Source organism: Ignavibacteriales bacterium (assembly GCA_016700155.1).
GTDB lineage: Bacteria > Bacteroidota > Ignavibacteria > Ignavibacteriales > Ignavibacteriaceae.
This window is the reverse complement of record CP065001.1, coordinates 3,985,865-4,001,085: the sequence shown is the minus strand read 5'-3', so window position 1 is coordinate 4,001,085 and position 15,221 is coordinate 3,985,865. Positions and strand designations below refer to the sequence as shown.

General features: G+C 37.3%; 9 protein-coding genes. 6 read left to right on the top strand and 3 right to left on the bottom strand.

Translation table 11 applies throughout. The features are described 5' to 3' along the window. The first annotated feature begins 248 nt into the window (after positions 1–248). Both IPM56_16820 and IPM56_16815 read left to right on the top strand, forming a co-directional pair. Positions 249–1,481 (top strand): PQQ-like beta-propeller repeat protein, encoded by a 1,233-nt coding sequence (locus IPM56_16820; GenBank protein ID QQS35880.1) that lies wholly within the window; start codon positions 249–251, stop codon positions 1,479–1,481. Between the two features lie 37 nt (positions 1,482–1,518). After that, complete coding sequence (locus IPM56_16815; protein ID QQS38340.1) at positions 1,519–2,679, top strand: T9SS type A sorting domain-containing protein; 1,161 nt, start codon at positions 1,519–1,521, stop codon at positions 2,677–2,679. 75 nt (positions 2,680–2,754) lie between these two features. Here the strand turns inward: IPM56_16815 and IPM56_16810 are convergent, their stop codons facing one another. Continuing rightward, complete coding sequence (locus IPM56_16810; protein ID QQS35879.1) at positions 2,755–3,804, bottom strand: DUF2911 domain-containing protein; 1,050 nt, start codon at positions 3,802–3,804, stop codon at positions 2,755–2,757. A gap of 1,370 nt (positions 3,805–5,174) precedes the next feature. On the opposite strand from IPM56_16810, the gene IPM56_16805 reads away from it, so the two are divergent. The 4 genes from IPM56_16805 to IPM56_16790 all read left to right on the top strand — a co-directional run bounded on the left by IPM56_16805 (position 5,175) and on the right by IPM56_16790 (position 11,461). Beyond that, positions 5,175–5,546, top strand: a complete 372-nt coding sequence (locus tag IPM56_16805) for a T9SS type A sorting domain-containing protein (GenBank protein QQS38339.1) — start codon at positions 5,175–5,177, stop codon at positions 5,544–5,546. Positions 5,547–6,021: 475 nt separating this feature from the next. After that, on the top strand, positions 6,022–8,667 hold the full coding sequence (locus tag IPM56_16800; GenBank protein QQS35878.1) for a T9SS type A sorting domain-containing protein: 2,646 nt from the start codon (positions 6,022–6,024) through the stop codon (positions 8,665–8,667). A 50-nt stretch (positions 8,668–8,717) separates the two neighbouring features. Then, complete coding sequence (locus IPM56_16795) at positions 8,718–9,869, top strand: helix-turn-helix transcriptional regulator (GenBank protein QQS35877.1); 1,152 nt, start codon at positions 8,718–8,720, stop codon at positions 9,867–9,869. 1,199 nt (positions 9,870–11,068) lie between these two features. Beyond that, on the top strand, positions 11,069–11,461 hold the full coding sequence (locus tag IPM56_16790; protein ID QQS38338.1) for a T9SS type A sorting domain-containing protein: 393 nt from the start codon (positions 11,069–11,071) through the stop codon (positions 11,459–11,461). Between the two features lie 116 nt (positions 11,462–11,577). Here IPM56_16790 and IPM56_16785 read toward each other — a convergent pair whose 3' ends face one another. Further along, positions 11,578–13,008 (bottom strand): DUF389 domain-containing protein, encoded by a 1,431-nt coding sequence (locus IPM56_16785; GenBank protein QQS35876.1) that lies wholly within the window; start codon positions 13,006–13,008, stop codon positions 11,578–11,580. A 5-nt stretch (positions 13,009–13,013) separates the two neighbouring features. Beyond that, positions 13,014–15,071 carry a T9SS type A sorting domain-containing protein gene (locus IPM56_16780; protein ID QQS35875.1) on the bottom strand — a complete coding sequence of 686 codons (2,058 nt, stop codon included), beginning with the start codon at positions 15,069–15,071 and terminating at the stop codon, positions 13,014–13,016. Between the last annotated feature and the right edge of the window lie 150 nt (positions 15,072–15,221).

Genomic DNA, 15,221 nt, shown 5'->3' with positions numbered 1-15,221 from the left:
TAGTCGAAAAAAGAGAAGTAATAAAAACCCGCTTTACTTAGCGGGTTTTTTATTGCTAAAAAATAAATATGTTTTTTATGTTGACAATAAAACAAGTCTGAAGTACGTTTGTACAGGTTCCAATAATAAAATGGGGGTGATTGGCTTTGCAAAACATATACGGGTATTTACAGTGTCATAAAATCTTTGCTTTGCCTTCAACACCTCACTAAATCACACATCATATTATGAAAGGAGCAGAGGGGAAAATGAAAAAAATAATTTTACCAATCCTTCTTTTACTAATCTTACAATTAAGTTGTAAAGACAACGGAGTAACTCCACCGCCAAAAAATAATCCACCCGGCTGGCAGGAAGATATACCCTGGCCAAGCCTTGCTGATAGTCCCTGGCCGATGAATCATAACGATCCACAAAACACAGGCAGATACAAAGGTCGTATTTTAATTAATGGCTCAATTGATTTTTATATTGATAGCCTCTACCTCTTTACCGGAATTTCGATTTCACCTGATTCAAATATTTATTTTTGTTCTTCGATGCCAGGTTATATTCACTCTTATAACATCAATGGAATTTTTAATTGGAAGGTAAAACTAGGGAATGAGAATATTTATACAACTCCACTTATAGATAATAACGGTAACATATATTGTATTTCTGGTCAGGAAGGTATTTTATATAGCCTTAGTAGTGAAGGGAATATTCAATGGACTTATAATTTGGGCTTTCCAGTATGGCAAACAACCTTAAATATTGATAAGGAAGGAAATCTTTATGTGATTGATGGTGGAGGTAATTTAAATGCAGTTAGTTCTACCGGAACTCTTTTATGGAAAATTCATGATGCCAGATTTAATCCAAGTTCCGGTGTTGCTATTTCGATATCTCCGGATGGCAGAACGATGTATCTTCCCGGGCAAAGCAGTACATCGTTATTAGCGCTCGATTTGATTTCTCAGAGTATCAAATGGATATTTGGTAACTCCGAAGTATTGCATACTCCAGTAATTGATTCACAAGGAAATATTTATCTCTTTTGTAAGTCATCATTGGTAGATTCTTTAAAACCATTCTTCTTCTCAATAACCAACGATGGTAAAATTAGATGGTATTTTGATTATCAGGTTGGTGTGAACAATTATATTTTCGGTAATGCTGATCCAACGATTGATGTCGAGGGCAATATTTATTTTGCGCTGGATTCCTTGTACTCACTTGATTATTCAGGAAATCTGAAATGGAAATTAGACTTAGATGAGTTTAATTGGTCACCGATTATATGTGATGAATCAGGTACTGTGATAGTCTGTGAAAATCAAAATGGTTTGAGTAGAATTTTGGCGATTAAAAACGGGAACATCGCATGGCAAACAGAAATAAATTTTACAAATAATGGAAGTGGTTCCTCGCCTGCCCTTGGTTTTTCAAAACTTTTTGTCCCAACATGGAAATCATCACATATAATTACAATAAGGTGATAAAATGAAAATCTTATTCTGCTGCACTCTTATAATAATGTATTCCATTCCATTCTTTCCACAAGAATTACCACCCGCAGTTGAGATTTATGTTCATCAATTGGCAGATAATTCTAATCATTTAATAATTCACCATTTTGATGCTGTAAGTGTCGTTTGGGATCAATATTATAATATTAATACAGTTGATCCCAATAATGGAGATAACATCATCAATACATTTTTTCCGATTAGGGGTAATCGAACAAATAGCGGAGGTGGGGGCTGGCATTTTATTAAATCTAATGAAGGAGGTTCAAGTCCACAAGGTTATGAATATCCCGTTATTGGATTCGGACTTTATAAAGTGCATTGTGATGATAGTAATACCTGTTTCTACATTGATTATAGAGATGATAGATTGTCCATTTTAGGAAACTATAACTATGATATTTCCCTTAAATATAGGTCAGATATAAATAAATATTATTGGTTTGCTGGTATTGCCTCAGATATTACACAATTTACTGAATTAGTTAATGGTGAATTAATATCTATTTGGGAAATATTTAATGAATCCTATCCTATCAACAATTTATTAGAAAATTTTTGGCAAAACTGTTTAGTTCTAATCCCCTCCCAAATCGGTAATCATCCAAAACTTGTTTGGGGTCCACATCCAACTCTAACCGATGTTGTTGGCTACCGTGTTTATCGGAAATACGGTACAGCAACTTTTGATCCTATTGCAACTACAGACTTTGATGAATATTATTATAATGACACAGAACTTACTTTAGATTTTATACAAGGCGGTACAAATGCGTATTATTATGTTAAGGCAATTGTAATCCACGAAAGTGAAAGTGAGGCAACAAATACTGTTGTTGCTAACATCGACGGGCAAAGTCCTGAAAAACTAATTAGTTCAAAAAATATAATTTATGATTTTCAAATAAATAACTATCCCAATCCGTTCAACCCTTCTACAACAATTGAATATTCAACACCAGAGAGATCAAATGTGGTAATCAAAGTTTATGATATGTTAGGACGGGAAGTAAAAGAACTTGTAAATGAAATAAAAGACGAAGGAACATACCAGGTTAAGTTCAATGCAGAATCACTTAGCAGCGGGGTTTACATATATACCATAACAGTAAGCAATGGTAATAGTATTTTATTCCGTGAATCAAAGCAAATGGTTTTGATGAAGTGATTTCAGTTTATGCGATGTAAAAAAATAAACCCGCTCTTGTGGGCGGGTTTTATATTTATGAAATATTAAGTGAACTCACATCTTCAACTGCCCAAGTAATTGATTAATTCTCGCCTTTTGATTTTCGGGAGCCATACCAAGCGCTTTGTTATAAAATTTTGTCGCAAGATCTTTGTCGCCTTTGTTCATATATCCTTCTGCAAGACTATCCCACACATTCCACGAATCGGGATGATTCTCCGTATTCATTTTAAATACGTTAATCGCATCATCAATTTTTCCTGCGAATAAAAACTGGTAGCCCGCCGCATTTACATCAGCTTCTGTTGCGTTTTCAAATGCTGTTCCTTTAAGTTGATCCGCTTCGCTCTTTCTCCCGAGTTCTTCCAGCAGCATAATTTTTGTAACCTGGTTTTGAGTAGTTCGGTTTATACCTATTGATCTGTCAGCCCAGGTCAGTGCTTCATCAAGGTTAAATTTATTTTGAAGACAATAATTTGCTGCCTGGTTCCATGGCTGCCAGAAAAATCCCGGCAAGTCATCAAACTGTTTTCTGAAACTTGCAAGAACCTGTGTCTTTACATCAACTTCAACTTTAAACCCGGCTTTTGTTTTATCCCAGTTCAATGCAATGATTGTTGAGTTAGGATCAGCAGATTCAAAAGTATATTGAAGCCATTCAGTGAACTCACCGCTTTGTGGTTTTATTTTAACGCGCAGTGCGTCTTCACCTTCATCATAATTAAAACTGCCCCACGACCAATTATTTTTACTGAATATAATTGTCCATTCATTTTTTGACGGAATCATATGCAGACCATAAGTACCGGCAGAAAGTTTTTTCCCTTCAACCATTATATCAGTGCTGAAAGAAACTGTTGTGTTTTTATTTGCGCCGGCTCGCCATACCTGGTCATACGGAACAAGCTCTCCAAACACATTTCTTCCTTTTACTCCCGGACGGTTATAGGTGATTGATATATCTGTCAACCCGATACGCTGTGACACAGTTGCGGATTGACTGGCATCCGGCAAGGTAAGTTGCGGCTGAGAGAATGTTTCAATAGATGTTACCAGGAACATTAACAAGAACACATAAAAAACGGACTTAAAAAAATACCTCATACATCCCTCCTAAAATTTTTTATTGGTGTGTGAAATAAAGTAGGATTAAATATTTGTCGACAGGCAACAATTTTTATGAGTGGTTCAATTGCCTGATGTTTGAAGAGAAAAGCGAGTTAAAGTAATACACGGATTTTTCCCTTAAAAACTGACCAAACAAAAAAATGCAGTCACTGTTAAATGAACGCAAAATTATTTCCTCTTTTTTTGATTTATGAACCTGCATAGTTTTACAATTAAGAAAATAAAGTTGGGGACGCATGCTTTGCGTCCACCGGCGATGAGGGTAACCGGAAACAAAACATAAGGATGGAGATATGAGGAAAATAACCGGGCTTCTTGTTTTTCTTTTTCTGGGCACGATCTATTCACAAACAGTTACACTACGCGACACAATGAACCAGTATGATTATATAGTAATCACAACGCCGGAACTGGTTCAGTCATTTCAGCAATTCAAAAATCACAAAGAAACACTTTTTGATTTTAGTGTACTCGTAACGGATACAACATCTATTTACGCCGAGTTTTTTGAAGACTCAACAAAACAGGATAACATCCGTTCATTTATAAGTTATGCGGGAACTTACTGGCAGCAGCCCAGACCTGTTTATTTCTTAATTGCGGGTACAACTACAATGGTTCCGAATTTTGATAACCCTCAACTAGGAAGTTCCGGGGAGTGGAGATTTTTTACAGACTATTACTACACACAAAGTATTTACGAACCAGATACGGTAGCAACGGATTTTTATGTTGGAAGAATCCCCTGTAAGAGTGAGAACGAATTAACAAAGTATCTGAATAAAGTTATACAGTATGAAAGTAATTCAACTTTGCAGGAGTGGAATAACAATGTACTTTTTGTTTGTGGAGATGATACTGTATTTAATTTTGTAGGGACAGCTCAATCACTATCGGCTTACTTACCAACTTATATTGATAAAAAAATTATTGCTGATGTAGACACTTCAATTTTCTATGGAAATAAAGATTCGATCGCCAATTATGTAAATAACGCAGGCTGTGCCGTTTTGTGGTTTGAGGGTCGGAATAAAGATTCATCTCTTAATCGAGAAGATTATTTTGGTTTAAATGATCTATCATTACTACTGAATGATGGGAAATATTTCTTTTCAATTTTGATGACTCAATCTGCTATAGTCGATACAAACACAACAATAAGTAATGAAATGTTGTACCTTGAAAATGCAGGATCAATAGGTAGTCTGGTAATAAGCGGTTTAACATGGTGGTCAACATATCAAAACATGCAACGGATAATAGCCCAGAATCTATTTTCGCTTCCAGATGAATCCATTGGACAACTTTTGAATTTCTTTGATGGTTCGGGAGGGTTTTTTTATGAAATGAAAAAATCACTTAACATACTTGGTGATCCTTCCCTCAAACTAAAATATGATGCACCAACTTCTATTCACGAAGCTCAAAACGAAATAGTGAGTGGATTTGAATTACTTCAGAACTATCCCAATCCATTCAACCCCACAACAAAAATAAAATACGTTGTGGGAGACGCATATTATGCGTCCCAGGCGCACGTGCTGCTGCGCGTTTATGATGTGCTTGGAAATGAAGTTGTAACTCTGGTCAACGAACAAAAACCCGCCAGCACTTATGAAGTTGAGTTTAATGCCTCTCAATTATCAAGCGGAGTTTATTTCTACAAATTACAAGCTGGCAACATTATAGAAACAAAAAAGATGATTCTGTTAAGATGATTAATGAAATAGCCTGAAAAAAAGCAGTGTCCTAATTTCGCCTGAAGGCTCAAATTACAAACTGTCATTCTGTCCGCTGCGGCGGATTATTTCAGAATCTCCTCGGTTGAATAGATTCCGAAACAAGTTCGGAATGACTAAGTGTGAAATTAGGTCACTACTGAAATAATAGTCCTCCAAATGCAGAGCAGATGGCTGTTTCATAACCATCATCATAAGCCTGATAATAAATAGCTAACGGACAGGTTGATGGGATGGGCACTTATGGAACAGCTATTTTTTTCATCAAAGTAGCATACCTGGCCTCTTGAAGCCGAAGCTTGACATTACTAGTAATGTCACACTTCGACAGGCTCAGTGTGACATTTACAATATACCACACTATTTATACCGTTGAGTAAAGTCCCAAACTTGATTATGTTTCCACTAAAGAATATTCAAACATTAATCCAATAATTTTATCCTAAGGTTCGTTATGAAAATTTTTTTACAGGTGATTTTCCTTCTTGCCCTCATTTCAATTCTTTTTATTTCGGGGAACGATTCAACGACACTTAAAAATAGAAACGAAATAGTTCTTTCAACAGGTGAAGAACCGGGTCCTGATCAAAGACCGTCGGAGTGGGATTTCATCAAACGAACTTATCCCTTTTATAAAGCAGATGCTGATGCTTATGTAAATGCAATTCAACAGGCAAAGTTATTGGCTGAAGAAACACGAATTAAGAGATTGAGTAAAGGGCAGACTGCAGTTCAATGGCAGTTTGCGGGACCTTTCAATATCGGCGGAAGAGTTGTTGATATCGAATTTGATCCGGTTAATCCCAACAATGTTTATGCGGGATTCGCCACTGGCGGAGTGTTTAAATCTACCGATACGGGTGTAACGTGGTTTCCTGTTTTTGATGAAGCTGCGGTTCTTACCGTAGGAGATATTGCAATCGATCCGATCAACCCGAACATTATTTATGTTGGAACTGGCGAATCGAATGGCGGTCACAATAATTTTCCCGGCGGCGGTGTTTACAAATCAACGGATGCCGGAACAACATGGAATTTTTTAGGATTGTCAGCAACAACTTCAATCGGAAGAGTCATTGTTCATCCTGTTAATACAAATATCATTTACCTTGCCGCTGTCGGCTCTTACTTTTCACCTAACCCTGAAAGAGGAATTTATAAATCTACAAACGGCGGAAGTACATGGGAACAAAATTTATTTATCAGCGATTCAACAGGCGCAATTGATATTGTTATCGATCCGAATAATCCAGACAGGCTAATGGTTTCAATGTGGGAAAGAGTAAGGCGACCAAACTCTTCACATCTTTACGGACCTTCAAGCGGAATTTACAGAACAACAAACAGCGGTGATAGCTGGTCACCAGTTACATCAGGACTTCCTGATCCATCTTCAACAAATGTGGGAAGAATTGGTTTATCAATAAGTAAAAGTAATCCTGAAATTGTTTATGCTTTATATGGTGATGGAAGTAACATTATAAGTTTGTTTAAAACTACAAACTTCGGAAATAGCTGGATTGATGTTGATACTGACGGGGAACTTCAGGATGGAACTGCAGGATTCAGCTGGTACTTTGGTCAGGTTAGAGTTCATCCGACAAACCCCAACACAGTATATGTGATGGACGTCGCTTTTATGCGTTCAACAAACAGTGGAACTACCTGGCCGATAATTTATGGATATGGCGGACCGGATCATTTACATGTTGATCATCACGCGCTTGCGTTCCATCCAACAAACCCTAATTATATTTTAAATGGAAATGACGGCGGAATAAATATTTCATCTGACGGCGGAGTGAATTGGTCAAATGCGGCGCATATACCAGCGACTCAGTTTTATGAAATTGGACTTGATGCAAATAATCCGCAAAAATTATATGGCGGCACACAGGATAACGGAACGAACAGAACTCAGGACGGCGGCTTAAGTAACTGGCAGAACATTTTCGGCGGCGATGGATTTTATGTAATCGTCGACCATTCAAATCCGAATATTATTTATGCAGAATCACAAAACGGCGGACTTGGAAAATCTGTTGACGGAGGCTTCAACTGGAACTATGATGTATTAAACGGAGTATCATCCAGCGAACCAACCAATTGGTCAACGCCTGTAATTATGGATCCTGTAACACCAACAAAACTTTATTACGGAACTAACTTTTTATACAGAACAACTAACGGAGCTTCATCGTGGGCAAAAATTAGTCCGGCACTTACTGATTGGGTTAGCGGAAGAAGACTTGGTACAATCACAACCATTGCAGTAGCACCGACAAACACAAACGTAATTTATGTCGGAACAGATGATGCACACGTTTGGGTTACCACAAACAATGGAACAAACTGGACAGAAATTTCAGATGGACTTCCTGATAGATGGGTTACAAGAGTTGTTGTCGATCCGAATGATGAAAATATAGTTTATGTAACTTTCAGCGGATTGAAATGGAGAGACCCGCAGCCGCATGTTTTCAGAAGTACAAATAAAGGAAGCAACTGGACAGATATAAGCAGCAATCTTCCTGACGCTCCCGTAAATGCTTTTGCAGTTGATAACAATAATGCGAACAGGTTATATCTTGGAAGCGATGTTGGTATGTATGTCAGCTTCAATACCGGTGCAAGCTGGGAAGTGCTTGGTGAAGGATTGCCTGTTCTTCCAATAGGTGATATAAAAATTCATCCAACAGCAAATTATCTTGCTGCCGGTACGTATGGAAGGTCGATGTATAAAATAGATCTTAATGCAGTGACAAATGTTGAAAGCACTTCTTCTGCAATTAATAATTTTACTCTTGAACAAAACTATCCTAATCCGTTTAACCCGACAACAAAAATTAAATTCAGTATTTCTGACGTAGAGACGGGGCATGCCCCGTCTCTACAAATGGTAACACTAAACATTTACGATGTACTTGGCAAAAAAGTAACTACATTAATTAATGAAGAAAAACCTGCCGGCAGTTATGAAGTGACATTCAACGGAGAAGGATTGGCAAGCGGAGTTTATTATTATAAATTGACATCCACGCCTGGCGGTGGGCAAGCAGGGAAGTATACTCAAACAAAGAAAATGATCCTCCTGCGTTAACACTGCGGAGGACAAGTTTTAATAAAATAGAATAATAAGAACATAAGTTTATGGCTGAACTTATAAGAATGGTTTCCATCATTACAACATTCCAGCTACTGCTGTTTGCAGGGTTTGTTTTGATGCTGAGAAAAAAGGGAGACTTAAGCCATTCACTACTTTTAATATTCCTTGTATCAAATGCATTATTTATTGCCGGCTTTTTGATACAACACTATCTTTTTGTTGACCTGAAATTATTTGTGAATTTTTTATTCTGGGGAACTACGTTTGGGTTTCTGTTTGGACCGCTTCTTTACTTTTATACAAAGTCAGTGACGATTCCCGGATATAAAATAACTTCACGATTCTTTCTTCATTTACTGCCATCACTTCTTTATATCGTATTAGTTCTTTTATTATTTCATTTAAAACCACTTGAAGAAAAAATAAACCTTCTGCAAACGGGGCATGTATTTCCGGGGAATTTAGGATTCTGGTTCAATCAGGTAATGAACACTCAGATACTTATTTATCTGATTCTGTCTATTGTCATACTGAAAAAGCATGAGCTTTCTATCAAGAACTCGTATTCGGATATTGATACAATAAAATTATCATGGTTAAAACTCGTGATATGGGCATTCGTTTTTATGTGGTTCATTGATCTTGTTCATTATGTTTTGATAAGAAATTATTTGATTACCAATCTCATAAGTAACTGGCTATCACTTATTTCTTTGACAATTAATTTTGTATTTGCAATACTGATCATGTACCGCGGACTTAAACAACCGCAATATTTTGATACGCTGCAAACACCTATTGAAAAAGTTAAATATGAAAATTCTGCTTTAACAAAAGAAAGAAGCGAGGAGTATCTTGAAGAGCTTTTGGCTTATATGGAAAATGAAAAGCCGCACCTTGAGCCGACACTGACATTGAGTAATCTTGCCGCATCTTTAAAAGTTCAACCTAAAGTACTATCCCAGATAATTAACCAGAACCTCAATCAAAATTTTTATGATTTTGTTAATGATTACCGTATCCGTGAAGCGAAAACTATTCTTTCAGATCACTCAAAATCTAAAATGACCGTGCTTGAAATTTTATACGAATGCGGGTTTAATTCAAAATCTGTTTTTAATACCGCATTTAAACGGAATACCGGGCAAACACCTACTGAATACAGGCTTAAAAACCTTACCATTCAATTACAATAAAAACCACTTAACTAAAATGTAATATCCATTTTATATAAAATCGTTCTGATTCCTGAACCCGAACGACATTGTATATTCAAAGGATTATGTTGGCTTCAAAAAAAGGAACTTCTATGAAAAAAATTATTCTTACGATTTCATTAATTGGGATATTCTTTAGTTCGCTGTCAGCAGATATAATCCATGTACCTGCAGACTTTAACAATATTCAGACAGCGATTGATAATGCCCAGGAAGGTGATACTATTGTCGTCTCAAGAGGAACATATTTTGAAAATATCAATTTTCGCGGAAAGGGGATTACTTTAGCAAGTGAATTTATTTTCGGCGGGAACTTTGAAGATGTAGAACAAACAATCATAAATGGCAGTCAGCCATCAAACCCGGACTCGGCAAGTTGTGTTTTAATGTACAAGCTTGATCAATCATCATCACTTGATACATCCGCCGCATTAATTGGATTCACTTTAACAGGCGGGAAAGGAACTTCGTGGGAAGACGAACATAATCTTGGCAGCTATTACAGGGAAGGCGGAGGAATACTTATTCAGTACTGGGCACCAAGAATCTTATTTAACATAATCAGGGATAATGATGCTTATGACAAAACCGGACTTACCAGTGCCGGAGGCGGAGGCATCCGTTGCGGTGATGGAAATCCTACCATTGCAAATAATATAATTGTTGAGAACAGGGGAAGATACGGAGGAGGAATAGTTTTAAATTATGCCGGAGCGGTAATAACAAACAACATTATTGCAAGGAACAGCGGAGGTGAAGACTATGCAGGAGCAGGAGTTTGGATTCTTGGAAATCATTTTCAGAATAAAGTAAAACTGTTAGTGAACAATACTATTGTTTATAATTCATCCGCAACTAACGGAGGCGGAGTATTTTTATGGGGAACAAATAATGTGGTTGTGAAGAACAATATTCTTTGGGGTAATACAGCGCCTGTCAATCCGCAGTTAAGACTGACTTCTGCATCCGCAAGCATTTCATATAATGATGTTCAGGGTGGATACAACGGCACAGGGAACATTAATGAAAATCCTCTTTTTGATACGACAAATTTTTATCTGCTGCAGGGCTCACTTTGCATTGATGCGGGAGATAGTTCTTCAGTTTATAATGATCCTGAAGATATTAATTCACCGGGAAATGCTGAGTTGCCTTCTTTAGGAACTTTAAGAAATGATATGGGAGTTTATGGCGGACCAGGAAGAACGTCTTTACCGAAAGTTGTATCGGATGTTGTCGGTAGTTTAGAATCTCCATTACCCAAAAGTTTTTTGTTGAATCAGAATTATCCAAATCCATTTAACCCAACAACAAAAATTAAATTCAGTATTTCCGATGTAGAGACGGGGCATGCCCCGTCTCAGCGTATGGTAACTTTAGCAGTATATGATGCGCTAGGAAGTAAAGTAACAACATTAATGAATGAAGAAAAACCCGCAGGAACTTATGAAGTGACATTCAACGGAGAAGGCTTGGCAAGCGGTGTTTATTATTATAAGTTAACTGCCGCGCCTGGCGGCGGGCACGCAGGGAATTTTTCTGAAACTAAAAAGATGATATTGCTGAAGTAAACACAAATAGCACACAGATCAGACTGATGGAGCTGATTAACACAGATCAGTTCTTATCTGTTTGATCTGTTTAATACGTATGCTATTAAGAGTTTGGGGGTGTTGACAATACCATTTTAGTTTCTGCTTATCACCCAAAGAGTATCTTTATTAAGACGCTGGCGTAAAAATGTTTCAATCTTCTTTTCTGTTGATCGCTGTGATGAAATACTCATCCTTTTACTATAACTGATAAGGAATGAAGGGATAGTATCACTCTTACTTAAGTTTGTTCCCTGGAAAACATTTGCGAATGAAAAATCTTTTATTTCCGGGAACAGTGCTTCAATCTCACCTTTTAGTTGATACATCGGGATTGTATCACCCATCAGTCTTAAAATTCTTCTGTTAAGACTATCGATTATTGTCTGCTCTGTCTTTCTTGCTATTTGTCCGGCTTCAATAGTTTTCAAAACATTTAATGCGGTTTCACTCGCTATTTTTTCACGTTCATAATCCGGCAGGTTCATCTGTACAAACCTGATCTGTAAATCATCACCTTCCTGTTTTGCAAGTTTGTCTGATATTGCAGATTCTTCATCCGGGAGAATTGTTTCTCCAAGCAGATAAACTTTTACAACTCTTAGTGAATCATTCTCAATTAATTCCCATTTAACTGAATTACGATTTTCTGTTTCAACATTTTCACGGATGAAGTTCTGAATTTTTTTATTCGTCCGGATATCATCAATTACATCAAGAAAAATTACTGCGGCTGGAATGATTACAATAATTGTTATGCCTGCTAACCATCTTTTGAATTTTAATTTTGCCCTCGCATCAATGAAAGCCCTGTAAGGAAATCTTAACAGTCTGACAATAAAATAAGTTGAGAGACTTATGAACACGGCATTAAGAAAAAACAAATAGAACGCACCAAAAAAAATTGTCATATCTCCGGCTGCTAAACCAAAACCGGCTGTACACAATGGCGGCATTAATGCTGTGGCAATAGCAACACCCGGAATAGCCGTTGTTTTATCTTTCCTTGAACCGGCAACTATTCCTGCAACTCCTCCAAAGAAAGCAATTCCAACATCTAAAAGCGTTGGTGAAGTGCGTGCGTTCATCTCGCTTGTTAACTCACCGAGCGGAGTTAAAAGAAAATATGTTGCGCTCGCAAACAGGCTTAGCCCTACCGCAAACGCAAAATTTTTAATTGAGTTGATCATCAACTCTTTATCATTGACGCCGATACCAAGTCCTATTCCCAGTATTGGAGACATCAATGGCGAGATGAGCATAGCTCCGATAATTACCGCAGGGGAATTGGTATCAAGTCCAAGTGACGCTAATAACGCGGCACAGATAAGCATCCAGTTGTTCACGCCTCTGAAAGCTACATTCCTGCTTATGCTATCAATTGTACCTTCAACATCAGTTGTGTCATAAAGATGAAACAGATGAAAGAATGTTTGTTTTAACTTCACAATCTTTCTGAGTATAGGAATCTGGTTCTTCTTATAAGTCTTAGAAGAGCTCAGTATTTTTTTAAGTCTGCCTGCCATAAATACTATTTAATTAAATTCATCTTAATCGTTTTACTAAAGGAACCTGCTTGTAGTCTGCAATAATAAATTCCGCTTGCAAGTGAATTGCCTGCATCAAAATTAATTTTGTATGCGCCGGGCATTTGTATATCGCTAACAAGTGTCGCGATTTCATTTCCTAAAATGTCATACACCAGTAAACTTACAGGTACACCGGACGCAAAATATGCGTCCGCTACGGTATAGTAAATTGTTGTAGAAGGATTAAACGGATTCGGGTAGTTCTGTTCAAGAGCAAATTCATTAATGAAATTAATTTCAACTTCAATAATGTTTGAGTATTCAAAACTTCCGTCGAAATCAAACTGCTTTAATCTGTATTGATATTTGCCGGGGAATACTGAGTTATCAACAAATGAATATGAATTGACTTCTGTTGTTGTTCCATTTCCTGCAACATTCCCGATTATTTCCCAAAGTTCACTGCCGGCTGTGGACTGAAGACTTGCCATTTGTTTTCGTTCTATATCAAAACAAAAGTTATTCGTTTCACTGGCAGTTACCCAACCAAGATGAACATCATCATTTACAACAGAGGCAGAGAATGAAACTAATTCAACAGGAACAATAGGATTACCAAGTTGTCCATTCATATTAATATCCTGTGCATAAATACCTTGTGCACCCGTTCTTCTGTCACCCCATACAGCTTTACAATTTCCAAATACGTCAACAGTTGAAACCATTTGAAGTTTTTCACTTGAAACAGTTGACATCGTTACTGTATTTCCGCTCCAGATATAATCACCATTATCATTGCAGGCAAATGCTTCAACTTGTTGATTAACAACTGAACCGTTATTCTTCGTGTACATCATGTACGTCCTGTCTGAGCCTCGTTGAATGTTCAAGCTGCTTAATCCGTCAGTTGTGGCGGATAAAAGATCTCTGAATATTTTTCCGTTATCAGTCCATAACCGGCTTCCATTGGAAGAAAGTTTTTGCCCGGTTATTCCATCAAAATTCTGATTGTTATCTGTCTCACGCCAGAAAATAAATGTTTCATTGGTTGAAGGATTAATAGTCGCGACAGGATTGAACTTATGGCGGGAGCCCATTAATGAAGCTTCTGCACCATCAACAGGAAAGTACAATGTTCCCGCAGAAGATACTCTCTGAACAAAAGCGCTTTGAAGATTATTCTGATCACGGTCATCGTGCCATGCAATTATTCCACCGTTCATTTTATCAGAATAAACTTTTGGAACAGTGAATGCGGCAATTCTACCCTGGTCCTGAATACTCATACCGGAACTACCCCAGCTTAATGTTCCGGTTGATTGAATTTTATTTACACGCAGTTTAACCGTCTGTGCAGGGAATGAACCCGTTGTTGCTGTATGAAAAACTAAAACTGCGTTGCTGTCTGATTGTACAACGGCAGGATAATTAAATCCTTCGGTTGCGGATGAAATAAGTATAGGGTCTGTGCCCCATTGTTTTACACCTGTTGACGATAATTTTTGTAAACCGATTTTTGTTGGAGATGTGGCGACGATCCATGCAAACACAAAATTACCATCAAGTGTTTCCGCCACTTTGGGATTGGCTTGAAAATCAGACGTTGATGATAAACCGACACCGTTAGCACCCCAAACAAAATTACCCGATGGACTTATCATATAAGCGAACACATTCAGGTTTCCGGAATTTCTTGTATCAGTAAAAACAATAACTGCATTATTATTGTGGTCTGCAATAAGATCATAGTCCACAAGAGAAGTTGATTGCGGATTATTACTTACAAGCAATCCATTGCTGCTCCAGAGTTTATTTCCCATCGGATCTAACCTCTGCAGGTACACTGCATAACTTCCTGACCGGTTATCAAACCAGGATACATAAGTACCGCCGTCGGAAGTAGAAACTATTTTTGCCAGAGCCTGTTCTCCGGTTGTATCGCATACTGTAAGATTTGTTGATGGGTCGTTTGTCCATTGTGAGTAAAGCTGTGTTGAAGTAAACACAAGAATGGTTGTACAAATAAATAACATTTTGAAAGAGTAATTAAACTGCAGCATTTTTTCCTCCGTAAGATTACTTCAACTTAAATAATTATGATGTGATTTGAAACGGCTATGAAGTTGAGACAAGAATAAATTCTTACTTTAAATCTTTACCAGGTAGGCAAAGATGACATCTTTATATTTTTAGTAGAGCATTAAAAAGTG